This window comes from Dyella sp. 2RAB6 (genome assembly GCF_052115385.1).
Lineage (GTDB): Bacteria > Pseudomonadota > Gammaproteobacteria > Xanthomonadales > Rhodanobacteraceae > Dyella_D.
This window is the reverse complement of sequence record NZ_JBFRGP010000032.1, coordinates 1-22,805: the sequence shown is the minus strand read 5'-3', so window position 1 is coordinate 22,805 and position 22,805 is coordinate 1. Positions and strand designations below refer to the sequence as shown.

Here is a 22,805-nt window from a genome sequence, read left to right as displayed (position 1 = left end):
AACGAGATCTTCGGGCTTCTGATAGTTGGCTAACAGACTGCTAAGCAGCTCGTCGGGCACTTCGTGTTTGCGTGGACTCATGGTGTCTCCGGGTCAGATGGCAGTTTCCTGCCAATGCCCCGTTTACACAAAATCTAGGATAGGCCCGGCGCGGATCGCGGCTTCTTGACGTCCCTTGTCCTTATAGGCATGGCGAAGCAACAAGGGCATGATGAGCCGATCGAATACGAATCCGCCGTGGCCGCGGCTGTCTCCGACCCCTAGGGCTGATATGCAGACCAGGCGGGAGACACCACTGCGCTTCATCGCCAGGATCAGCGCGTGTGTCGCTTCGGTAAGCAGGCTGACTTCGCTGACAGGGCTTACGCCGGTTCCAAGCGCGCTGACGACAGCATCGCAGCTGTCCATGGCACGCATGAGAGCGCCTTCGTCACGTACGTCGCCCTCGATGATGTCTGCTCCCGGGAGATCGAGCGCGCGCGCCTTAGAGCGAACCAGCGCCACTACGGAATAACCCTTCTTCCGAGCGTCCTGGACAATCAACCGCCCGGTTCCGCCCGTGGCACCCAAAACAAGAACCTTCATATTGGACCTTGATGTTTGTTGATATGAACGCCGCTGCCGACAAGGAGACAGGCTATTTCGGCCTCTGCCAGAATCGCGACAGAGATGCGAATTTCCGAAATGAACTCTGAAACTCGTACCCCGTCGCTGATCGGCGGATCTACGCCGTAGCGGCCCTCAGGGCCGCCGCGAAGACATCGCGAGCGGAGGTCGCGCCCGGGACGTGCTCGGTGCCGACGCCCCCTAGGGCCATCCCTCCAGCGTTGACCGCCTCATACATGACTTCGGCCGGCCCGGACTGGCCCTTCGGAATGCCGAACTGCTCGAATGTATCCGGCCAATCGGCCCGCGGGACGGCAACGGCTTTAACGTCGACCTTCATCACTTCACCTAATTGCACCGCCACTTCATCTGCGCTCACCATTGAACCGAGTTCGATGACCCGATGCCCCAACCAAGCCGGTCCGGTCAGAAGCGCTGCAATCGCGGCGCCGATGTCGTTGGTCGCGACCATGGTCGATTTCCGATTTGTCGGGTTGTAGAAGACGGGCAGCATCCCGCCTTTGGCGACGTGCAAGCCGTAAAGGAAGTTTTCGAAAAACTCACCGGCTCGCGCATAGGCGATCGGCAGGTTCAGGTCGCGAAAACCCTGCTCCAGCAGTGACAGCGCTGTGATCAGCCCCATCCCGCTGGTTCTGTTCGCCCCCATCGACGAAAGCGCGACGACCCGCGGCGCCGGCACGTTGGCGAGGGCCTCGACATTGTTCGCGATGACGGCTTTGGCTTCCCTGAAATCCGGCGAGGGAGCCCAGATGGGAGGCAACATGACAAATGCGCCATCGACACCCCTGAGCGCCCGTTTGATGGAGGCCGCATCGTTCCAGTCGCCTTCAACCAGTTCGACACCTTGGTCAGCCCAGCGGGACGCCTTCGAACGGTCACGGACCAGCGCGCGTACTTTCTTGCCCTGTGCCAGCAAATGCGCCGCCGTCGCGCCACCAACTTTTCCCGTAATTCCCATAACCAAAAACATGAGCATTCGCCTTCGTTAGTTCGACGGCTCACGGTACCTAGCGCGCTATTATTCGAATACTGGGTACATTCGGAACGGGCTGTGTAGATGAACTTAACAATTGCTCGAAGCCATCTGGATGGGCTGGTCATGTTTCTGACCGTGGCGGAGTGCCAAGGCTTCCGCGCTGCGGCGCGGCATCTGGGCATCACGCCGTCCGCGGTCAGCCAGGGGATACGCAGCCTGGAGGAACGGGTTGGCGCGCCCCTCTTTTCCCGTACGACCCGAAGCGTCAGGCTGACCGAAGCAGGCGAACGTTTGCTGGCCCACGCGCGCCCGGCCGTCGACATGCTCACGGCGGGACTGGACGCCGCAAGTGACTTGGGTGGCGAAATTACCGGCCGACTGCGCATCAATGTGCCCAGGCCAACTTTGCCGCTGCTGGTGAATCGCTTGCTGCCCGACTTTCTCGACGCTCACCCCAACGTCGAACTCGAACTGGTGGGCGAGGATCGTCCGATCGATATCGTCGAGGAAGGTTTCGATGCGGGAATACGTCTCGGAAACTTCGTCCAGATCGACATGGTCGCGGTATGGCTGACGCCACCCGAACGCTTCGTTGTCGTCGGCTCCCCAGCCTTTTTTCGGACTCATGGCCGACCGGCGTCACCATATGATCTGCAGAATTTCCGTTGCATCCTGCTCCGTCAGTCAGTGCGGCCCCTCGATCATTGGCAATTTGTCGTCGACGGTCAGCGCATGACGGTGGGCGTTGATGGGCCTCTCGTGATCAACGACGTCGAAGCTTGCATTCACTCAGCGCTGAGAGGTGCCGGACTCTTCCAGGTGCCGCGTTCGGTCGTGATGTCGCATCTCGAAAGTGGAGATCTTGAGACCGTGCTCGAACCTTACTGCGAAGAGGTTCCAGGATTTTCTCTGTACTATCCAAGCCGAAGTCAGTCACTGCCCAAACTTCGCGCCTTTGTCGATTTCGCCACCCAGCGAATGCGAACAGCCTTCAAGCCAGGCGACTATCTGCCGAACCCCGTGTCCTGATCCGACCGTATTAAAGGCAGGCCTGAAGACAACCTAGTCAATGACACAGGGCCGGAGGACGTCCAGGCACCTCGCGAGTCCGCACGTCGACATCGAAGCGCCCACTTCGCCGCCCTGGCCGACATTATTTCGCCCTCACCAAGCCACTCACGCAGCAGAGACCCGACCTAGGATCCATCCGCTGGATCCACGGCCGGCTCTTCGCCGGCGAACCTGACGAAGAGCTTATTTCGAGAGGCGGATATGAAGAGGCGGTTTTGTACGGCATCAGTCGTTCCGGTCATTCTCCTTGCTGCGCTCTGGCCGTTCTCCGCCAGCATCGCCGCCGATGACTTGAGCACAGACCACGGATTGCTTACGTTCGTGCGCAGCAACGACACGATATGGACGCGAGTGCTGGGGACATGCAGGGATGCCACCGTCGTTAGGTCAAGCCGCCAGGGGCGTATCGACTTCAATATCAAGGCCGAATGTGCCGTCAAGGACAATCTCGAAGGGAACATGGACTGTCCTGCTTACAAGGTCGATGCTTCCGGCACTGTGGATACTCCATCGCAAGCTACCGTGCGCAAGATGACGCTGGAGCTTCGGTGCTCGGGCTAGCTGCGCAATAAGCTTCCAGGAATCGAATGGGGCGGACCACGCCCGATTTCACGGATACCTAAAACAGGGGCGGCCCACTCCGCCCCTTCAGCGTTCCCGCTCGATGGCGCGACGCACTTGGCTGACCACACCGGCACCCCGGACTCGGATTGCGTCGAAAGCGAGCGTAGACTCCCGGAACGCTGCAACGCGCCACACCAGGGAACACCATGAGCGAACAGGCCACGTCGACGCCGCACGCCATTTCTATCCGGGGTATCGGCAAGACCTACAAGAACGGTTTCCAGGCACTGAAGTCGGTCGACCTGGACATCAAGCGAGGTGAGATCTTTGCGCTGCTCGGCCCGAATGGCGCAGGCAAGACCACGCTGATCAGCATCATCTGCGGCATCGTCAAAGCCAGTGCGGGCACGGTGCATGCGGATGGCGCCGATATATTGCGCGATTACCGCATGACGCGATCGAAGATCGGCCTGGTCCCGCAGGAGCTCTCGACGGATGCCTTCGAAACGGTGTGGGCCGCGGTCAGATTCAGTCGAGGCCTGTTCGGTCGCGCGCGCAATGACGAGCACATCGAAAAGGTGCTGCGCGACCTTTCGCTCTGGGAAAAGAAGGACGCGAAGATCATGACGCTGTCCGGCGGCATGAAGCGCCGCGTCCTGATCGCCAAAGCGCTCGCACACGAGCCAAGCATTTTGTTTCTGGACGAGCCCACAGCCGGCGTAGATGTGGAGCTTCGCCATGACATGTGGCAGATGGTGCGCGGGCTGCGCGCCACCGGCGTCACGGTCATCCTGACCACGCACTACATCGAAGAGGCCGAGGAAATGGCCGACCGCGTGGGCGTGATCACCCGTGGCGAATTGATCCTGGTCGAAGACAAGCACGTGCTGATGCGCAAGCTCGGCAAGAAACAGCTTTCTATCAGCCTCAAGACACCCATCCAGGCGCTACCTCAGGGGCTGGACGATTACGCGCTGGAGCTCGCCGAAGACGGCACCACGCTTACCTACACCTTCGATGCCCACAGCGACGATACGGGCATTGCCGTATTGCTGCGCAAGCTGGGCGATCGCGGAGTGGACTTCAAGGACCTGCATACGATGGAAAGCTCGCTCGAAGACATTTTCGTCAGCCTGGTCCGGGGTACGCGATGAACATTCCAGCCATTCGCGCCATTTACCGCTTCGAGATGGCCCGCACCTTTCGCACCCTGACCCAGAGCATCGTTTCGCCGGTGCTGTCGACGTCGCTGTATTTCATCGTGTTCGGCACCGCCATCGGCTCGCGCATGGGCGAGATCGGCGGCACCAGCTACGGCGCTTTCATCATCCCCGGGCTGATCATGCTTTCGCTGCTCAACGAAAGCATTTCCAATGCCTCGTTCGGCATCTATCTGCCCAAGTGGTCGGGAACCATCTACGAGCTGCTCTCCGCGCCGGTTTCGCCATGGGAGGCGGTGCTCGGCTATGTCGGGGCGGCATCGACCAAATCGGTGATGCTGGGTCTGCTGATCCTGCTCACCGCGCGCTTCTTCGTGCCTTACAGCATCATGCATCCGCTATGGATGATGGTCTTCCTGCTGCTTACGGCCGTCACCTTCAGCTCGTTCGGCTTCATCATCGGCCTGTGGGCGGATGACTTCCAGAAACTGCAGGTGATCCCGCTGATGGTGGTCACCCCGCTGACCTTCCTCGGCGGCGCTTTCTATTCGATCGGGATGCTTCCGCCGTTCTGGCAGAAGGTCGCGCTGTTCAATCCCGTGGTGTACCTGATCAGCGGCTTTCGCTGGAGCTTCTACGGCCAGTCCGACGTCAATGTCGTGGTGAGCGCGAGCATGACCTTGGCCTTTCTGCTGGTCTGCATCGCGGCCATCGCCTGGATCTTCCGTACCGGCTACAAGCTGCGTTCGTAGGAAAGCGGCAGAGCCGCACGGCAACTACGTGTTCGATTCGTGCAGCGCATGGGCGGCGGCGCCGGAGCGGCTGTAGTCCTCGCGAATGGCCCTGCAATAGGGTCCGTTCATTACAAAACGGCGGCACACGTTGGGCCGGGTTTCGTAGATGCCGCAGTTCATGCGCACGCTGTTCAAGGCTACGCACCAGCCGTCCTCGCCACGCTTCATGACGCGAAGACCTTCCGGCGTATAGGTGGTGAGGTGATCGGGAATGGCGTCTTCCGGTTGCAGGACCACCATGAGGCGGCAGCAGACAGCCTCGCAGGAGGAACAGTTTGCGGCGTCGGGGCGGTCTGGAGAGGTCATGCGCTAGGGTTTTCCCGGGTTTGGAGGTATGGCAGGAGAAGGTCGCGGTACGGCGGTTCGTGGCGATCGGCCATGGGCAGCGTGGCCACCCGGCACGCACGCGGCACGAATGAACTGATGTGAGCTACGGCAGCTTCGCTGCGTGCGCGTAGCTCACTCATGCGCGGACACCAAGACTGGGGGCTGGCCTGGAAAACGCGTGATGGCGTCGCCCAGGCCCCAGGTCTCAGCGCAGCTTGCGCCCCGTGGGCGACGGCGGGCGGTTGGCCGCCGAGCCGGAATGGCCGGGCTCGCGCGAGAAACGGTCGGTTTTCCGATAGCTCGGCTCGGCTTCGACCGTGTCTCGCTTCTTTACTGCTCCACTGTAGACATCGTGGATGTCCGACAGCGAGATCGGCTTCTTCGGTGGCGTCATGGCTAGTTCCTTGGCAATCGGAGCGTAAAGGCCGTATCGGTCTCTCGGAATCGAACGATCGATACGGAAGGGGGGCTTATCGACAAATGAAGGCTGAGATACCGCAGCGCTTCCATGCCCAGACGCTCGGCAAGGCGCTTTATCGTGCGTAGCGACAACGGATAACGCTTCGCGACCTCACCCAGCAGCGCCCACGGCCTGCCATTCAAACTCTGGCAAGTCGAACCATGGGAGAGATGGGTGCTCATGCGTTCCTGGTCGCAAGCATCCCTGCTGGCGTGGTGAGACGGCCCTTGGAACAGAGCTTAACCTTGCAAGCATACGCGCTCGCGGGACTTCAAGTGTTAGTTTCCCCACGTGGTGCGCGACGCAGCGTCCCGCCGGGCACCGGTTTTCGCTTCGCTCCCGCGTTCACGTACCTCCTTCGCCTGAAGAGTACTGTCAACCTGCGACTGCCCGCGGAGCATGCGGTTATGTACGACCTCTCTGGCATCACCAGCAACGGCTTCGACTACACCGCCCAATACGACTCGGCGGCATTGAACAGCGTCGTATGGGCGGCGACCTTCCGCAAGGACGGGATCTATCGGGGGATGCGACACGGGCGCGTGTTCGACGTTTCCAACCTCTCGAGTCCTGATATCAAGCTTGCCGTCATGGACGATATCGAGAACATTTGGGTAAACGAGCATTGATGGCTCGCTGACCCCGAAACGCCGGGCTTGCCCCGGCAAAAAATCCCCCGCATCGGCACCCATTTAGCCAATCATCGAAATTTACTTGACTTTAATTTAGATTATTAGCTAAATAGCGACAATGAACGCCGTCTTCAAAGCCCTGGCCGATCCCACCCGCCGCAAAGTGCTGGAGTTGCTGCGCCAGCGCTCGATGAGCGCGGGGGAGCTATCCGACTGTTTTCCGGTGTCGCGGCCGACCATGTCGGCCCATTTCGCGGTGCTGCGCGAAGCTGACCTGATCGAGGCCCACAAGATCGGCACCAGCATCATCTATCAGCTGAAGTTATCGGTGCTGGAAGACGCCCTGCTGAGCTTCACCCAGCTTTTCGGTATAGGCGCCGGAGAACGCGCGACCGCGAACTCCACTGGCAAGGCCAAGCTCAAGGAAACCCGTAAAGGAGCCCACAAATGAGCGCGAGAAAAGAAATCCTTTTCGGCCTCAAGCTCGCAGCCGCCATGATCGTTGGCGCCCTGTTGCTCACCCTCGCCCGCAAGCAAGGATGGGTCGACGCAGAGCAAGTCATGCGTGGACACAACATCATCATCGGCCTCGCCCTCGCGGTGTTCTGCAACGCCATGCCAAAGAGGATGCAAGGATCGCCCCGGTCCATTAGCCACGCGACGTTGGCGCAGACCATCGGGCGCGTCGGCGGCTGGGCCATGACGCTGGCCTTCCTGGTGTGGACCGTGCTGTGGGCATTCGCACCACAGGAACTCGCCAGAATCGGCTCGATGGCTGCAATCGGGGTGGGTGTCGCGGTGATGCTTGGCTATGCGGTTTGGAAGTGCGTTGGCCACGATATGTCGAGGCACGGTTGAGGCGTTCAGGTCAGGGGTGGGTATCTAGCCAGGCGTCTGCTTCCGACTGCGACTTCAGCCGGTCCACGCAACACATAGCTGGAATCGTTCGGTCAGCGTCTCGAAGTTAAGGGTCTTTCGCCGTCGCCCGGTCACCCAGCATGGATCCGGTCAGGTGCCACCATGCCGGTGCGTGATCACTGGCGTTGCTGTCACGCGTGGTCAGCTCCACGTCGCGCAACGACGAATGCCTCCGACGGGCCACGAGCCTGGGTGACCGGACCATCGCCCATGCCGACGTGAGGGCCCCCGCGCGTACGATCCACCTTGTGTACTCCCGCGCCGAATAAGCCGTTCGCTTCCGCCGGGGTCAACATCCGCTTGCCCATCGTGTCGTAGCGTCCGTCATCGAGCGCTTCTGCTGCGATGGCGCCCAGATGTGCCAGCGCGGCCTGCATCGGGCCGCAACCCAGGCTGATGCGTCGCACGCCCAGCTGCTGAAGCGCCGGCGCGACAGGTGCGCCCGGATAGCCCGCATAGACGTTGAGCGGTACCGGTAGCCAGCGCACGAGCGTTGCGATGTCCTGGGCATCGGCCAGGCCGGGAACGAAGATGCCATCGGCGCCGGCGTCGACACAGGCCAGTGCGCGCTTTCGCGTTTCCTCCAGGCGCGCTTCGGGCGACAGGTTGCTCAGGTACGTATCGATGCGCGCGTTGATGAAGAACGGCAAATCATGATGTTGCGCAATCGTTCGCACGCGGGCGATGCGCTCGCACAGCACGCCCGGATGCGCCAGCGTCTGCGTGCCGGGCTCGATGCCGTCTTCGATATTGATACCCACCACGCCCAACTGGATCAGCGCGCCGACCAGGTCACCGGTGTCTTTTGCATCGCGCCCATAGCCGCGCTCGATATCGACGGTGACCGGCGTGGTGACCACCCGGCAAACGCGCTGACAGGCTGCCAGCAGCTCCTGCACGGGCAGTTGCTCGCCATCGGGATAACCCAGCGCCCAGGCCATGCCGGCGCTGGTGGTGGCCATCGCCTTGGCGCCCGCGTTCTCGATCACCCGTGCACTGGCGGCATCCCAGGCGTTGGGCAGCATCAGCGGCGCCGGGCCGGCATGCAGCTGGTGGAAAAGCTCGGCGCGCGTTCTCTGTTCGCGATTCATGATCCTGGCCTGTGTTTTCACCCGACACTGGGCAGGTGAATGAGACCATTGAGCAGCCCGGTCTCGCTGTCAGAATCTTTAGCGATCGTCGCAGTTGGGCATACAATCGCCCCATGGACTATCAGCTCGTCATCAAATTCTGGCGCAAATCTCAGGCCGACGAAGCCTTTCTCGCGACAGTCGAGGGCAAGTTGAAACAGGCATTGGGCGATGCAGTCGAACTGGAGGGCTACGATGTCAGCCCCAAAGAGATCAACCTTTTCATGCTCACCGCTGACCCGCGACATTCCTTTCGGCGTGCCAAAGACGTTCTCGACGGATTGGGCGTTCTGAACGGCGTTTCAGCCGCCTTCCGCGTGGCGGGCGGCGACCGCTTTACATCGATCTGGCCGCTACGCGCCACGCGTAAATTCAAGCTGCCGTAGTGCGAGTGAAACGCATCGAACTCGGCGCCGATGGCTATCTACCCATACGCGGGCCATAGCGTTCACTTGTTCGCCTGACCGCCTTACCAGGCGGTCGGTCGATAGTCTTTCAGGAACTGCCCCCACACGTGTTCGCCGGTGTTGATGCCGCTGATGATCGGATCGACGATGCGCGCAGCGCCGTCAACGATGTCCAGCGGTGGGTGGAAGCGCTCTTCCAGCACCTTTTTCGCAGCCAGCTCGGCCGGATCCTCGTCGGTCACCCAGCCGGTGTCGACGCTGTTCATGTGGATACCGTCGTTGTAGTAATCGGTGGCCGAGGTGCGCGTCATCATATTGAGCGCGGCCTTCGCCATATTGGTGTGCGGATGGCGCGTCGTCTTGAAATTGCGGTAGAACTGGCCTTCCATCGCGGACACGTTGACGATGTGCTTGTCGCGTTCGGGGGTGCGCAGCAGCAGCGGTTTCAGTCGCGCATTGATGATGAACGGCGCGATCGCATTGACCAGCTGCACTTCCAGCAATTCAACCGAGGGCACTTCGGCCATCAGCATCCGCCATGAATTGCGCTTGCGCAGATCGATCTGCTGCAGGTCCTGGTCAAGCCTGCCCTCGGGGAACAGATGGCTCTGCGCCAGCAGTTCTTCGGGCAACAGTGGCATCTGGGACAGTTCGGCAGCGCGGGTCAGGCCGGGCAGGCCCGCGGCGCGACTGACCAGCGGGCTCGCCGAAGCAGCTGCGTCGGGCAGGATGTTGGAGCCGCGCAGGCCTTCGTAGTGACCGACCAGCTTGCGCACGTGTTCGGGCATGTCGTGCAGCGCAGCCGTCTCGCCTTCCATCATGTGCGCGTAGAACTCGGGCGGGCGACGCACGGTCTGGCAGGCGTTGTTGATGATGAAGTCCAGTCGCGGCCGCGTGGCGACCAGTTCCTGGCAGAACGCTTCGACACTGGGCGTGTGGCGCAGGTCCAGTCCGTAGACCTGCAGGCGATGGCCCCATTCGCCGAAGTCCGCCTCCTCCGCGTAGCGTGCCGCCGAGTCGCGCGGGAAGCGCGTGGTGACGATCAGTTCCGCACCGGCGCGCAGCAATTTCAGGCCGGCTTGATAACCGATCTTCACGCGACCGCCGGTCAGCAGCGCGACGCGACCGCGCAGATCCACCAGTTCGGTGCGCTTGGCGTAGTTGAACGCGGCACAGGCCGGGCACAGCTGGTCATAGAAGAAATGGATGGCCGAATATTTCTGCTTGCACACATAGCAGTGCTTGGGCTCGATCGATTCGCGCGGTTGCGCGGCGTCGGCATCGGGCGCGACGTCGTGCGCCTCGAAACCCTGCGGAGCAAACACATTCGGCGTGGTGAATACCGGCTTGCGGCGCAGCTCGCGGATACCGGTCTGATTGAGCACCGTGTCCTCGGCCTGGACCTTCGCCGCGTGCCGTGCCTTCTGGGCAGCCTTCAGCTTGATCCGACGCTCGACCGGGTCCGGGTGATAGAGCTGCGCCACCGCCTGAGACAGGCGCTGGCGGTCATCCGCCGGCAGCGTGTCCAGCAAGAGTCGATCGGCCGCCACCGTCTCAAGCAGCTGCGCCGCTTCGCGTACGCGCTGCAGCAGTGCGGTATCGGCGTCGCCGGGCGGTGGTGTGGTGGTGGTCACGAGCATTATCCGTAGTGAGTGAGGTGGCACGAAGTGAGGCGCAAGCGGAGGGCATCGCACGTTGCCAACCGTCTATTTTGCCTGCTATGGCCGGCCCGGGGGTTAAGCCGTTCAGCTTGCCGTGGGCGGGTTGATCGAGTGAGGCCGCAAAGCGGCCGTAGGAAGCCCTCGGTTACCCTCCCTCCTGGTCATGGGCGACGCCGTATGAGGCCAGCTGCCCGGGCCGTAGCTCGATCCAGCCTGGGAAACCGGCGTCTTCGGCATGAGCGTTATAGTGCGCGTTGACCCGCCTGTGACCTTCCCATGACCGACACCTCTCCCGCCATCACCGCCGGCGTGAGCGCCGCCGATAAGCCGTACATCGACGCCACCCGCCGTTGGGTGGAGCGCGCCGTCGTCGGCCTCAACCTATGTCCCTTCGCACGAGCACCGTTCATCCACGGGAAAATCCGCTATGCGGTCAGCCATGCCCGAGATGCCGACGCGCTGCTGGAGGATCTCTGCGGCGAGCTGCAAAGCCTCGCCGCCGTCGATGCGGACGAGTGCGAAACGACCTTGCTGATCCACCCGCACGTGCTGGGCGACTTCCTCGACTACAACGACTTCCTCGACGTCGCCGATGCCGCCGTCGAAACGCTCAAGCTCGACGGTGTACTGCAGGTCGCCAGTTTTCATCCGCACTACCAGTTCGCCGACACCGCGCCCGACGACGTCGAGAACGCCACCAACCGATCACCCTGGCCGACCCTGCATCTGCTGCGCGAGGCAAGCATCGAACGCGCCGCCGATGCGATGAGCGACCCGGACGAGATCTACCGCCGGAATATCGAGACGATGCGAAAGCTTGGGCGCGCGGGCTGGGATGCGCTCGACGTGGGTGCACCCGAATAGTGCGGCGATTGACAGGCACCGTTATCAAGTCCATCGCGTGAAGCAACGTCAGGAGATTCTCAAGATGTCTGATCTGCCGCCCAATGGCCTGCCTCGATATCGCCTGCTCACGGGCAAGGACGATGCCGCGTTCTGTCAGCGAGTGTCCGACGCACTACGTCTTGGTTACGAGCTGTATGGCTCTCCCGCGGCGACGTTCAATGGAGAGCATGTAGTGGTCGCGCAGGCGATACTCTGGCCAGTGAAAGACTAGGGTGTCGGGCGAGGTTCGGTGGCATTTGTGCAAGGTCCGCTGTCGTCCCAGAGCGGACACTTTCGGCAGAGTCCGTCTCGCATGACTTATCGTCCACCAAGGGGAATCGTTTGGCTATAGATACCGATAAAGACTTTTACAATCGCGCAGATGCTGTAATTCGCTTAGCAAATGATCATCTCGCGGTGGTTTCGCCCGGAAAAGTCAGTGCCTCGTGCATGTATGCCTCGTCCCGCTTCAGTGCTTGGGTGAGCGCCTGCGGTTTCGAGTCGGGCGAGGACATGGCGGCCGCGAAACAGGAAACGATTGAGTACTTCGTCAAACAATTCAGATCCATGTTGGAAGAGAACCTGGATGACTACATCGATAACTTTAAAACCTACATGAACCGGAAGGGTGGCTGACTTCTGCTTGATTTCGTAGCGTCTTCTTTCGATCCGAAGCGGACAGAATGAAATTGAGGCTTCGACAAGCCAAAGGGTAAGGGGGCTAACCGATGAGTATGTCCGTGTTCGTTCCCATGCTTACTTCCATCGGCACAGTGCTCATTATTCTTTTCCTGAATACGTTTGGCACACAAAGTGCTGCCGACTTGTCTCGTCGCGGCATCTATGTTGTTGGCAAGGGAATCAGGGTGTTCATTTTTTGCGGAACGATCGGATTTGTCTTGATGCCCTTCGTGTTCGTCTACTTAGGGACTACCCTGAAAGAATCTGATTGGCTGGTAGGCTTCGCAGTAGATGCGGCCATGATCACGTCGCTGTGGTACGCGGTTAGGTACCGATTGGAGGTCCACGCGTCGTTCTTCTCTCTCCAGTCATTTGCTCGAAGAAAAGTTGATTACCGGGACGTTTCGTCAATTAAATGGAGATTTTCTTCCCGAGGGAACAGGTATCTAGTAGTTGGTCGCCAATCTCGCCGCGCTCTTGTAATTTCAGGAACCGTCCAGAACATTGATGAGTTCGCAACTGAACTCGGCAAGCGATGCGACTTGCAGGTAGGGCGGGAATAGTCTGCGACGTCCGCTTCCGACCCGAAGTGGACCTCGGCGGACACCCAAAAGGACTGCTCGATTGTCATGAAGAAGTACACACAAGCCGCTTTGCTCCACGATCTGGCAAGCATATTTCCCGAATTCGCTGCTTACTGGCAGGCGGAGATTCGAGGGGATGAATGTCCCACTTCGAGCCTGCACGGCGTCTATATGTCTTTTTTGCCGTTCTTGACGCGCGCGCATCCGACCCCGAGGCAATGGCAGCTCGCTGCAGATCATTTCAGCGAGGCGATCACCGCTGGCGGAGACCGAGAGAATGCTGTCTCAACCTGCATTCTTGAGCATCTTCATCAGATGCGATTAGATCGAGTGTTGCGTCCATTACTCAGCAAGGAAGCCAGGGCGAACATGCGAACATGACCCGCTACTGTGGTCCACTTTCGACCGCGCGGCGGCCCGCAAATCCAATGCACGTAAACGTATCTTCGATGGCTAAGCCAGCATGACAATGCTTTTGGTGCTTCCCGGTCTGGACGGAACGGCCACCTTGCACTCAGCTTTTGCGGATGCCGCACGCTCAGCATTCGATTCTATTGTTGTCATTCCCTACCCCGCGGACCAGGTTCTGGATTACGTCTCCTTGGAAAGGCTCGTCAGATCCCAATTGCCGACCACCACCCAGTTCGTACTCCTAGGTGAGTCCTTTTCCGGACCCATCGCGCTTTCCATTGCTGCGAGCCCGCCATCCAATCTGATCGGGGTTGTCTTGTCGACTACCTTTGCGGAGTCGCCGATGCCGTTGTTTGCGCCGCTTGCGTCATTGATGCGCTTCGCTCCCGTACGGGCGCTGCCATTGCCTTTGCTTTCCTGGTGGTTGCTTGGACGCTGGGCTACGCCGCCATTGGAGAAAGCGCTCCAGAGCGCACTGATTGCTGTCCAACCTGAGGTTCTGCGAGCTCGCGTCGTTACCGCCTTGAAAGCAAAGGGATCAGATGCGTGTCGCGCCGTCTCCCTACCCGTTCTCTATCTTCGTGGCACAGATGACAGGTTGCTTTATCGGCACGCGGGTAGACAGATCGCCGACGTAATCGCGCACTGCACTATTAAAGACATCGCAGGGCCCCACCTGTTGCTCCAAGCAGCCCCAGAGGCTTGTGCCCGGGCTGTCGGAGAATTCGCGTCTCACCTGGAGCAGCGCTCGTAATATGATGCGGGTACGGAGCGATACGCGCAGCAGGCTTCACGTGAGGGAAGTTCTGAGAAGCATGCCTTTTGGAGCGCGGTAGCTGGATCTCTCAGACCGCGTCGCGCTGGATAGAACTTTCGAAGCCGCAACCCGAAGCGGACATTACAGAGCTTGCGAAGGCGCGCATGTTGAGACGTAGGGGGAAATCATGAACCTGACTGCCGCCATGACGCTGGGCTTCGCGGCAATCGTGAGCCGCTGGTATCTGATTCTGTTAGCAGGCAAGGCATGGGGTGGAATATCCAAGGCTCACCCTGAGTATGCCGCCGCGCTCTATGCCTCTGGTCTGGACATGGCCTTCTACGGCATGGGTCCGCTCAACTGGACGCCGCTGTTTCGCTGGCCTGCGCCTGTGGGTATCGAGGCGACAATAAAGCGTTTAAGGCGGGTAGTTTTGGGCACCGGCCTGTTGGGTGTCGCAGCCCTGATCTATGTGCCCGCTACGATCTTGTATATAGCCAGGGGCGGTTAGCGGACATCCGCTTTCGACCCAAGCGGACTCAAATAAAGGAGAGAATCGCCGTGATGGGAGTAGGTGGCACATCACCAAGAACTAGAGGCGAAAGGATCGTTTGGTGGACGGCGTTCGCGGCATTCTTTTCCTTCGTCGTCTACGTACTGGTGAAGAATTTCTTTTGAAATTTAGCCGGCTGGCGACGTCAGTCAAGGCACGCTTTCGACCCGAAGCGGACTTTGGCCGAGCTACAGCTTAGGACGAGTAAACCAATGGAACACGTTCTTCGATTAGTCTTCACAACATGGCTTTTTGTCTGCTCTTTCGTTGCCCTCTCCACTGGTTTGCGGAGCATCGCAGGCACTTACTTCTATATCGGTCGATTTACGATCGAGTCGCATCACGAGGTCTGTCAGCAGCCACTCAACAACCGGTGCGTAACCCACTATGAAGTGTGCCGGGGCGGCGGGAAGACGGAGGACTTCGTGCCGTTCATCTATCAATTTTATCGAGCATATCTTCTAGATGGTTGGACGTTCGCCAAGGCACGATGGGGATTTTCCTACGAGGTTAACGGCGTACCAAAGCCGTGGCCTTACCTCGGTTCGCGAGTGGATGTGTCGCTACTGGGGCTCGGAGGGATGCTCGTCTGGTACTTCGTTGGGGGGACCAAAGCGTTGATTTGGTGGCTGCGTAGCATTAAGCAGAAAATCGGTTACTAGTATCCGCTTCCGACCCATAGCAGACCTCCGTAGTTAGCGTCGTCGTGTGTATAACAGGAAAGGAAGATGCGCAATCGCACAAGGATCGTGGTGTTCATAGGTGCCTTCGCGGCTCACCTTGCGCTAACACTTAGGAGCGTGGGTCGGGCCATTGACTGCGGCTTGCCGGAGGATTGCTTGACTGCGCTGGATCACGCTTCGGACAAGGTGCTTGCCTTCCCCATCTTCTCGACGATGGAGTGGCTGGGTCCAGGAGGACATTCCTCGGGCACCATGCTGACCCTACTAATTCCTCTGAACTCGCTAGCATTTGTGGTCGTCCTCTTCTTTCTTTCTAAGAGCGTAGGGGGCGCGAAAAAGGTGTTCGGGACACGACCCAATCTCAGATAGAGTTCGGTCGGGGAAATGTCCGCTTCCGACCCAATGCGGACACTTCTAGCGCCCTATGGAGGGGATGGATGCAGCTTGTAAAAAGCGGAGACATTTACAAGATCGCCAGAATCACAGGCGCGCAAGACAATCTTCTTGGCGTGACGTTTGCCGATCACCCGGGAGAGATTGAGCTTGTTGCACTGAGGACACAGGACCCCAGCAAGGTAAGCGCTGAACCTGGAGAAGTGCTTCGGCAGGTGACCATCGGGCTATCCGACGTCAATCGGGAGCTGGGTACCAGCTATTGCCTCTCAAAGGTCTTCTATCTTCCGAACGAGAGTGCGGCGAATTCGGTATACGAGTTACTGATCGTTGCGCTGGTTAAGAAGTTTGAGGCTGGGGAGATTGCTGAGGGATCGTGACTGTCCGCTTTCGACCCACGGCGGACGTTTCAAAACGGGGCAGGGGCACTTTCTCAAGCGACAGCGTACTCACCCTTGCGGATAGCCGGACGGATCGGCAGCGTGAGGTCGCCGGCGATGAGCTGCAGTTCGCCGTCCTGGATCAGGCATTGCAGGCGCATGCTGCGCTCGCACAGGGCAGCCAGTTGCTGCATGCCGGCGTGGTCGATGGCGAGCACGCTGAGGTTGTCGTGGCGGGTGAGCGTGCTGGCGATCTTGCTCCACCAGACGTCGACGGCATGGCCGCCATAGGCAAGCACCACGACGTGCCGCGACTGGTTGCAGGCTTTGCGCAAGCGTGTTTCATCAGGCAGGCCGACGTCGATCCACAGCTCGATCTCGTCGGTATAGGCCTTGCGCCACAGGGCCGGTTCGTCGGTGTCGCTGAGCCCCTTGCCGAACTCCAGCCGTTCGTCGGCATACAGCGTGAACGCGAGCAGGCGCGCCATCAATCGCTCCTCGGTTTCCGACGGATGCCGGGCGAGGGTCAATGCGTGGGTGGCGTAGTAGTGCCGGTCCATGTCGCTGATCGACAGTTCGGCCTTGTGGATGGTGGCGGTGAGGGCCATGGGGGCACTTGAGTGGGCGTAAAGCGACCATTTTACGCGGCTTTGCCCCGGGGGCGGAAAGACACCGGGGGCCATGCTTGGGCCGCCCGTCTTGCGGCCATGCCAGGAGGTTGGCCGTAGTCGTCCATCGAATGCAGAGTCGGGCTCACGCCGTTGTCTGTGTCGCCAATTCTGCCCGCTGTTCCGATCAACCCGCTGGCGTGGGATAACGAGCTAGCATTGGTCCGCTTTCGACCCGTAGCGGACACTCCCGAATTTCGAGATTGTGGCAACAAATCGAGCATGGATATCGAGCATGGTGACGCAGTCTGAGGCCCTTACGGCAGTGGATCTGGCCTTCGGTCCGTTACCGAAGCCTGAGCACTTCACGAACTTCGAGCATTGCGAGGAGTGCGCGGAGCACGATGAGTTGTTAAGAAGCCACACCCGAGAAACGCTCGCTCTTGAGGACGTGGGGAATCCTGGCTGGGATCCAATGTGTTTCTCTAGTCCAGAAGGGCTGGCGTTCTATCTTCCATCATTGGCCCGATTCGCATTTGATGAGCCGCACAATGGCTACGACTGGTATGGCCATCAGTTGCTTTTCCACCTCTATTCCGGTGGGCTGGATAACGGGCTCTATACGTATTGCAACTCGATGCAGAGGGAAGCTGTTGCCGCACTCATTGGCGCCATGATTGAGTCAAATCTTGCTGTTATCGAATCAAGTTCCAGCGAAGACGAATTCCTTCGTGCACATGAAATTTGGTCGCGTGGCAGGTCCTGACAAGGCCGTGAGCGCTTGCGGCATGTCCGCTTTCGATCCAGAACGGACTTTATTGAGCGACCATCCAGAACATAGCCATGAGACATCAGGGGGAGTGATGTTTGGGATTTTCAAGAAGAAAGAGCCATCGCAAGAGCCTCCCAAGATGATGCCGCCAGTTCCCAAGTGGAGGCCGGACATTCTCCAGCCAGTGGGTGAGATCGTCGAGCGCATCCGGCTCTATACGAACCAGCAGCGCGATTTGGCCGTGTTTGAGCATGGAACCTGCGTGCTCCTGCCGGAAGGACTTTCCGACGATCAGGCCGTGTCCCACGCCAAGGACGTGCTGGCCAAGATTTATCACTTTCATCCCGACATGAATCCGCTGTCCATGAAGGATGGAAACGTCTTAGTCCAATACAACCATCCCGCTGTCAATCTCGTCCTTGACAGTCTTGTCTCCGAGAACTGGAAGGTCATCGAGGAGCGCCATCTGGAAGCGCTGACCACTGGCGAGGTCCTGATGACCCCTCTCGGTCCAAACAAATTTGATGCCTTTGGCATGAAGGCGCTCTTCGGGCGCTGCTTCATGTTTATGGATGCTCAGGTGCCCAACGTACTTAGGATCGTCCGCAAGGAAGCCTAGTGCTTTGTAATGAGCGTAGCGTCCGCTTCCAACCCGACGCGGATCTAACGCAAAGCCTCAACCCTCACCACACCCAACAAGAGCCGCCCCTGCCCGGAGTAGATGCATGCCCATTCCAACCACCATAGGTGCGTTCGCCATCGTTCCCAGTAACGATCTGCATGCCGCGCTGCCGTTTTGGGAGCGGCTGGGCTTTGTCCGCACGGGTGGTGACGCTAACTACTTCATCATGAGCGGCTGGGGCTGCGAGGTGCATCTGACCCAGGCTGGAGCTGGCCCTTGGGCCGTTCCGGCGGAGCACAATCCCTTCGGGGTCTTCATTCGCACGCCGGACGTGGAGGCAATCGCTGCGCGCGTGGATGACCTGATTATCCGGCCTGGAGGCGTTCTGCGGCACCGCGAATGGGGCCTCTATGAAGTCGGGATAGGTGGGCCCGATGGGCTGCTTGTCCGCATCGGCTGGCCTTCGCGCCTGATGCAAGACGGCGAAGCTACGACGGGGGTCTGAAGAGTTCTAGATTCTTACGTCCGCCTCCGACCCGAAGCGGACAACGCAGGCACCGGCAAGAAGAGGCGTGTATGGAGTTGAAGGAAGATGTCTGGAAGCGTGTCATCGAGTTCGCGAACCTCCTCGTCAACGAGGACGAGGACGAACGATATGAGGTGCACTACAACGCGCTTAAGGATTACTGCGAGGCGCAAAGCCTTGGTGGATACGATCATCCCTTCCTGTGGGAAAGCCTGGGCGACTTCACGACCAGTGATGACGCCGCGATACCGCTGTATCTCCGTGCCCTCAACCTGGCCGCTGAGGACGAGGCGCGAGAGTATCGAGTGTCGATCCGTTTCGCGTTAGCCGAGCGCTACAGGAGTCTGGGGCAAGAGAATTTGGCCCTGGAGTACGCCATTGCGGCAGACGATGAGGCGCGCTTACTCAGCGACCTGGAGCTGCGGCGAGAGATAAGCAGGTTCCTGCTTTCGCGGAAATAACGCGTCGGCGGATCGGGTCACACGGAATGGTGGGTGCCCGCTGAGGATCTGGAAGAACTGAATGACAATATCGTTGGCCTGATCGAGGTCATACGGGAGTTCAAGCCGCGGGGTTAAGAGTCTACTTTCGACCGCACAGCCACAGGTAAGACTGGCGCTGGTGCCATGGGTAACTCCGCACAACGCCGCCCTGGCTGTGCGGGGCCCAGTCCCCAAGTTTGAATCCTTCTCCCTCCGGGAGAAGGTGGCGGCAGCCGGATGAGGGTGCGGGCGGAGTGGGACGCACCGCTCCGCCCGTACCCTCACCCCAACCCCTCTCCCGACGGGAGAGGGGCTCAGGCGTTACGGCACCAACAACCAGCCCACCTGCCCCACATTCGGCGGCAGCGGCAACCACGCACCCGTCGCCGGATAACCGTACTCATACGTCGTACTGTCATGCATCCCAAAGGAATGCATCGGCCCCGCCTGGCAAATCACATCCCGCGCCGACAACACCCCGGTATTGAGATAGCCAAACTCCGCAGCCGTCACGCAGGCGTTGTCGTCGAAGATCGCCCCATGCGTAGCAGCGTTATTGATAAACACCATCGGCGCCGCACTGCCATTCCACAACCGATTCACCAACGCCTCCCCGTACGGCGTCGACGGATCGAACTCCCCCTGCACCATCAACCCGTGCACCTTCGTACTCAGCTCCAGCAGCGGATCGATCGCCGGCGCGGAAGGCCATCCCTGGCACGGGTCCACCATGGTCGAGGCGCCGACCGCCCAGTACTTGCGCGTATCCGCGATCTTGCGGGAAGCGCTGCGCCGGTCCGTCGAGCCGGAATCGTTGCACTGCAAAGCCGCACTCATCGGATTGAAGCTGGGCAGCACGCGCAGGTCGGCGTAGGTCATTGCGGCCATCTGCTCGGCGGCGGCGATATGCGCCGGGTCGCCGTCCAAGGCGTCGGACATCGCACTCAGCGAAGGCGCCACCAGCAGGTCCCAGAAGATCCACATCGCGGTGCCGTCAAGCGAGCCCAGCGCCTGGTCGGGCGTGACGCTGCCCATGCGGTGCTGCGAGGTGGCCTGGTAGATGCGCTGGAAGGTCGTCATCACCTGCTGCGGCGTCGTGCCCATGTGGAACTGGTCGTTATGCCGCGCGATAAACGGGATGAAAGCCTGCTGCACATTGAGCTGATCCATCGACATCCGCTGCAGCTCCTGCTGCTGCCAGTCTAGGTGCGACCAGTTCACATTGCTGTCGAGCACCACGCGCTCAAACTTGTCCGGGAACATGCGGCTGGCATACGCCATCAAGCCGGTGCCGCTGGATACGGCGAAAAGGTCCGCATGCTGGAAACCCAGGATCGCGCGCACCAGGTTCAGGTCGCGCACGTGGTTGGGCGTGGTGATGCCCTTGAGGAAGGCCGCGTGCTGCTGCAGGCAGGCACGCATCGAACGGTTCCACCAGGCCTGCTGCGCCTGCAGGCTGGCCGGCGTGGGGTTGCGGCTGTCGCCATCCATGAAATTCTCTGCGCCGCTGCGCGGGGCGTAGTCGCAACTGACCTGGGTGCCCAGGCCGTCGGTGACGCCGCGCAGATCGACGCCAACCACCAGGTGGTCAATCTGAAGTTGCGGTTGCCATTGCTCGAACATCTCCGCCATCGACGCACTGGAGTTATCCGGGCCGCCGCCATTGAGCAGCAACAGGCGGGTATAGGCCGGCGGATTGAGCGGCTTCGAAATGCCGATGCTGATGTCGCCCTGGCTCGGGTCGCTCCAGTCGAGCGGCACCGTCACCAGGGCGCATTGAATGGTGCTGCCATCGGTGAACAGCGATGGCGGGCAAGCGCCCCAGTTCACCGCCTGCTGGTAATACCTGGCGTAGGCGGGATCGCCTCTGTGATCGTCGATAGCGTGGGCACTGGCCAGCCCCGGGCACAGCACGCAAGCGATCAGCACCGCCAGCTTGCGTACGGACAACGTAAAACGCTTCATACCGATGTTTCCTTGGTCAGTAGTGGCATGCCGAATACGTGAGCCCCGCCGTGACGCTCGCTGCAGCTGCTGGCACGCGTGACCAGCAAAAGGGGGTAAGCGAGCGCACCGGGTTGGGGGGCTGCCCGGTCTCGTCTGGAACGATCAATGGCGGTTCTCCCCCTGCGGGCTGCCCGAGGCGGGCGGTCGAGGCGGCGGGGGCCCCAAGACCGGCGTCCTGCCAGCCGTGGCATGATCATCTGCACGGCGCGCGAGGTCGTAAATAACCGGTCGCGCGCTTTTTCGATGTGACCACTTCGAGCCGCCCCGGGGAGCATCGATGGCGAACAGGCGGCAGCACGACGAACCGATGTATGCCCAGTTCGCCGACTCGATCCGGCGGGACATCGATTCCGGCCGCTTCCAGGTCGGCGCGCGCCTGCCCGGCAGCCGCTCGATGGCCGTCGCGCTGGGGGTTTCCCGCACGGTCGTACTGATGGCTTACGACCAGCTCGAAAGCGAGGGCTATCTGGAATCGCGCTCGGGCAGCGGCACCTACGTGTGCGTGCGCACGGCGGGCATGTCCGCCAGCGGGGCGCCGGTGGAGGAACAGGTCGAGGCGCCGAGCGCCCCGCGGTTGTCCCGCCTGGCCCGGCGCGCCGCGCTGCCTGCCGTACCCGAGGCGGAAATGCCCGCGCCCGAAGGCGAGGTGATCGACCTTGCGCAACCGCGCGTGAAGTCCGACCCGCGCAGCCTCAAGGCGTGGATGCAGAACCTGATGACGCTGCTGCGCAGCCGCGATGCGCCGGACTTCCCCGAACTGCAAGGCGCCATCGAGCTACGCAAGGCCGTGGCCGGCTATCTGAGCGTCGAGCGCGCGATCGAGGTGGATCCGGACGACATCCTGATCGTCAGCGGCGCCCAGCAGGCACGCGACCTGATCGCCCGCGTGCTGCTCGACGAAGGCGATGGCGTAGGGGTGGAGGAACCGTGCCACTGGAGCGTGCGCCATACCTACGAGGCGATGGGCGCGCGGATCGTGCCGTGCCAGGTGGGGCCGCAGGGGATGGATATCGAGCGGCATGCGGCGGCACTGGATGGGGTGCGCCTGGTCAACGTGGCGCCGTCCTTTCAGTTTCCGACCGGCGTGGTGATGTCAGAGGAACGGCGCAGGGCGTTGCTGCAATGGGCGTATGCGCACGATGCGTGCCTGGTCGAGGACGATTTCGATTGCGAGCATCGGTTTGGGGTGCGTACGTGCCCTACGCTGTGGTCGCTGGATCGGTACGGGCGGGTGATTCATGTGAGCAGCTTTGCGCGGTCGATGTTTCCCGCGTTGCAGTTGGGCTACATGTTGGTGCCGCGGGGGTTGCGGGAGCGGTTTCTGGCGGTGAAGTGGCTGGCGGACCGGGGGAGTATTTCGATGCAGCAGCATGTGCTGGCGATGTGCATCGGGAGTGGGCAGTACTTGAGGGATTTGCGGAGGATCGCGCATAGGTTGGCGCCGAGGCATCGGGTGTTGCTGGGGGCGCTGCAGGGGAGGCTTGGGGGAGAGATGGAGGTGATGGGGTCGGTGGCGGGGGGATCGTTGTTTTTGCGACTGCCGCGATTGACCCGTGGTGCGACCGGGGCATTGATGGCGGAGGCATGGGCTTGTACAGACTTTTGTGTAAACGGGATCGCTTTAAAGCTGAGGGATGCGGCCTTCGAACTGGATGGTAAAGCGGTTGAGCGCCGCCTTCCAATCATGGATTGGAAGCGTCCATTTTTTACTGATGTTGCGCAGCCCTAAGTAGA

27 protein-coding genes and 1 pseudogene are annotated in these 22,805 nt (G+C 60.6%); 20 read left to right on the top strand and 8 right to left on the bottom strand.

The features are described from left to right. Positions 1–123 precede the first annotated feature (123 nt). Both AB4083_RS22080 and AB4083_RS22075 read right to left on the bottom strand, forming a co-directional pair. On the bottom strand, positions 124–585 hold the full coding sequence (locus AB4083_RS22080) for an NAD(P)-dependent oxidoreductase (protein WP_441610662.1): 462 nt from the start codon (positions 583–585) through the stop codon (positions 124–126). 139 nt (positions 586–724) lie between these two features. Next, on the bottom strand, positions 725–1,597 hold the full coding sequence (locus AB4083_RS22075; protein WP_441610661.1) for an NmrA family NAD(P)-binding protein: 873 nt from the start codon (positions 1,595–1,597) through the stop codon (positions 725–727). A gap of 129 nt (positions 1,598–1,726) precedes the next feature. Here AB4083_RS22075 and AB4083_RS22070 point away from each other — a divergent pair, with 129 nt between their 5' ends. From AB4083_RS22070 to AB4083_RS22055, 4 genes are all read left to right on the top strand, one after another. Beyond that, positions 1,727–2,632 (top strand): LysR substrate-binding domain-containing protein, encoded by a 906-nt coding sequence (locus tag AB4083_RS22070; protein ID WP_441610660.1) that lies wholly within the window; start codon positions 1,727–1,729, stop codon positions 2,630–2,632. 243 nt (positions 2,633–2,875) lie between these two features. Continuing rightward, a complete protein-coding gene (locus tag AB4083_RS22065) occupies positions 2,876–3,235 on the top strand; it encodes a hypothetical protein (protein WP_441610659.1) in 360 nt (119 codons plus the stop codon). A 209-nt stretch (positions 3,236–3,444) separates the two neighbouring features. Then, the gene (locus tag AB4083_RS22060; protein WP_441610658.1) at positions 3,445–4,392 is read left to right on the top strand and encodes an ABC transporter ATP-binding protein; all 948 of its coding nucleotides are present in this window, start codon (positions 3,445–3,447) and stop codon (positions 4,390–4,392) included. After that, positions 4,389–5,150: an ABC transporter permease gene (locus AB4083_RS22055; protein WP_441610657.1), complete on the top strand. Its 762-nt coding sequence runs from the start codon at positions 4,389–4,391 to the stop codon at positions 5,148–5,150. Before AB4083_RS22060 ends, AB4083_RS22055 begins: the two co-directional genes overlap by 4 nt. A 24-nt stretch (positions 5,151–5,174) precedes the next feature. On the opposite strand, the gene AB4083_RS22050 is transcribed toward AB4083_RS22055, so the two are convergent. Continuing rightward, entirely contained in the window at positions 5,175–5,498 is a 324-nt protein-coding gene (locus tag AB4083_RS22050) for a YkgJ family cysteine cluster protein (RefSeq protein ID WP_441610656.1), read from the bottom strand. A 226-nt stretch (positions 5,499–5,724) separates the two neighbouring features. Further along, positions 5,725–5,913: a hypothetical protein gene (locus AB4083_RS22045; protein WP_441610655.1), complete on the bottom strand. Its 189-nt coding sequence runs from the start codon at positions 5,911–5,913 to the stop codon at positions 5,725–5,727. Between the two features lie 473 nt (positions 5,914–6,386). Here AB4083_RS22045 and AB4083_RS22040 point away from each other — a divergent pair, with 473 nt between their 5' ends. The 3 genes from AB4083_RS22040 (at position 6,387) to AB4083_RS22030 (ending at position 7,469) form a co-directional block, all read left to right on the top strand. Beyond that, complete coding sequence (locus AB4083_RS22040) at positions 6,387–6,608, top strand: TonB-dependent receptor (protein ID WP_441610654.1); 222 nt, start codon at positions 6,387–6,389, stop codon at positions 6,606–6,608. A 121-nt stretch (positions 6,609–6,729) separates the two neighbouring features. Beyond that, positions 6,730–7,062: an autorepressor SdpR family transcription factor gene (locus AB4083_RS22035; protein WP_441610653.1), complete on the top strand. Its 333-nt coding sequence runs from the start codon at positions 6,730–6,732 to the stop codon at positions 7,060–7,062. Next, a complete protein-coding gene (locus AB4083_RS22030; protein WP_441610652.1) occupies positions 7,059–7,469 on the top strand; it encodes a hypothetical protein in 411 nt (136 codons plus the stop codon). The genes AB4083_RS22035 and AB4083_RS22030 overlap by 4 nt, the downstream gene beginning before the upstream one ends. A gap of 191 nt (positions 7,470–7,660) precedes the next feature. On the opposite strand, the gene AB4083_RS22025 is transcribed toward AB4083_RS22030, so the two are convergent. Next, a complete protein-coding gene (locus AB4083_RS22025) occupies positions 7,661–8,620 on the bottom strand; it encodes an isocitrate lyase/PEP mutase family protein (protein WP_441610651.1) in 960 nt (319 codons plus the stop codon). A 113-nt stretch (positions 8,621–8,733) separates the two neighbouring features. Between AB4083_RS22025 and AB4083_RS22020 the strand changes: the two genes are divergently transcribed. Next, complete coding sequence (locus AB4083_RS22020) at positions 8,734–9,045, top strand: hypothetical protein (protein WP_441610650.1); 312 nt, start codon at positions 8,734–8,736, stop codon at positions 9,043–9,045. Between the two features lie 83 nt (positions 9,046–9,128). Here AB4083_RS22020 and AB4083_RS22015 read toward each other — a convergent pair whose 3' ends face one another. Beyond that, positions 9,129–10,706, bottom strand: a complete 1,578-nt coding sequence (locus AB4083_RS22015; protein WP_441610649.1) for an SDR family oxidoreductase — start codon at positions 10,704–10,706, stop codon at positions 9,129–9,131. A gap of 297 nt (positions 10,707–11,003) precedes the next feature. Here AB4083_RS22015 and AB4083_RS22010 point away from each other — a divergent pair, with 297 nt between their 5' ends. The 7 genes from AB4083_RS22010 (at position 11,004) to AB4083_RS21980 (ending at position 16,054) form a co-directional block, all read left to right on the top strand. Continuing rightward, a complete protein-coding gene (locus AB4083_RS22010; RefSeq protein WP_441610648.1) occupies positions 11,004–11,591 on the top strand; it encodes a DUF1415 domain-containing protein in 588 nt (195 codons plus the stop codon). Between the two features lie 64 nt (positions 11,592–11,655). Continuing rightward, a complete protein-coding gene (locus AB4083_RS22005) occupies positions 11,656–11,844 on the top strand; it encodes a DUF1737 domain-containing protein (RefSeq protein WP_441610647.1) in 189 nt (62 codons plus the stop codon). Positions 11,845–11,954: 110 nt separating this feature from the next. Next, entirely contained in the window at positions 11,955–12,248 is a 294-nt protein-coding gene (locus AB4083_RS22000) for a DUF3144 domain-containing protein (protein WP_441610646.1), read from the top strand. Positions 12,249–12,340: 92 nt separating this feature from the next. Further along, complete coding sequence (locus AB4083_RS21995) at positions 12,341–12,856, top strand: hypothetical protein (RefSeq protein WP_441610645.1); 516 nt, start codon at positions 12,341–12,343, stop codon at positions 12,854–12,856. A gap of 66 nt (positions 12,857–12,922) precedes the next feature. Beyond that, positions 12,923–13,258, top strand: coding sequence for a hypothetical protein (locus tag AB4083_RS21990; RefSeq protein ID WP_441610644.1), 336 nt, complete (start codon positions 12,923–12,925; stop codon positions 13,256–13,258). 974 nt (positions 13,259–14,232) lie between these two features. Next, positions 14,233–14,556 carry a hypothetical protein gene (locus AB4083_RS21985; protein ID WP_441610643.1) on the top strand — a complete coding sequence of 108 codons (324 nt, stop codon included), beginning with the start codon at positions 14,233–14,235 and terminating at the stop codon, positions 14,554–14,556. Between the two features lie 1,162 nt (positions 14,557–15,718). Beyond that, positions 15,719–16,054, top strand: coding sequence for a hypothetical protein (locus AB4083_RS21980; RefSeq protein ID WP_441610642.1), 336 nt, complete (start codon positions 15,719–15,721; stop codon positions 16,052–16,054). A 53-nt stretch (positions 16,055–16,107) separates the two neighbouring features. On the opposite strand, the gene AB4083_RS21975 is transcribed toward AB4083_RS21980, so the two are convergent. Continuing rightward, positions 16,108–16,662: a YaeQ family protein gene (locus tag AB4083_RS21975; RefSeq protein ID WP_441610641.1), complete on the bottom strand. Its 555-nt coding sequence runs from the start codon at positions 16,660–16,662 to the stop codon at positions 16,108–16,110. Positions 16,663–16,957: 295 nt separating this feature from the next. Between AB4083_RS21975 and AB4083_RS21970 the strand changes: the two genes are divergently transcribed. From AB4083_RS21970 to AB4083_RS21955, 4 genes are all read left to right on the top strand, one after another. Beyond that, the gene (locus AB4083_RS21970) at positions 16,958–17,428 is read left to right on the top strand and encodes a hypothetical protein (protein WP_441610640.1); all 471 of its coding nucleotides are present in this window, start codon (positions 16,958–16,960) and stop codon (positions 17,426–17,428) included. Next, complete coding sequence (locus AB4083_RS21965; RefSeq protein WP_441610639.1) at positions 17,400–18,053, top strand: hypothetical protein; 654 nt, start codon at positions 17,400–17,402, stop codon at positions 18,051–18,053. The genes AB4083_RS21970 and AB4083_RS21965 overlap by 29 nt, the downstream gene beginning before the upstream one ends. A 106-nt stretch (positions 18,054–18,159) precedes the next feature. Further along, positions 18,160–18,561 (top strand): hypothetical protein, encoded by a 402-nt coding sequence (locus tag AB4083_RS21960; RefSeq protein WP_441610638.1) that lies wholly within the window; start codon positions 18,160–18,162, stop codon positions 18,559–18,561. 71 nt (positions 18,562–18,632) lie between these two features. Beyond that, positions 18,633–19,043, top strand: coding sequence for a hypothetical protein (locus AB4083_RS21955; RefSeq protein ID WP_441610637.1), 411 nt, complete (start codon positions 18,633–18,635; stop codon positions 19,041–19,043). Between the two features lie 342 nt (positions 19,044–19,385). On the opposite strand, the gene AB4083_RS21950 is transcribed toward AB4083_RS21955, so the two are convergent. Continuing rightward, positions 19,386–21,029, bottom strand: a complete 1,644-nt coding sequence (locus tag AB4083_RS21950) for an alpha/beta fold hydrolase (protein ID WP_441610636.1) — start codon at positions 21,027–21,029, stop codon at positions 19,386–19,388. Positions 21,030–21,348: 319 nt separating this feature from the next. Here AB4083_RS21950 and AB4083_RS21945 point away from each other — a divergent pair. Further along, positions 21,349–22,608 (top strand): annotated as a pseudogene (locus AB4083_RS21945) (aminotransferase-like domain-containing protein); the annotation flags it as partial. Between the last annotated feature and the right edge of the window lie 197 nt (positions 22,609–22,805).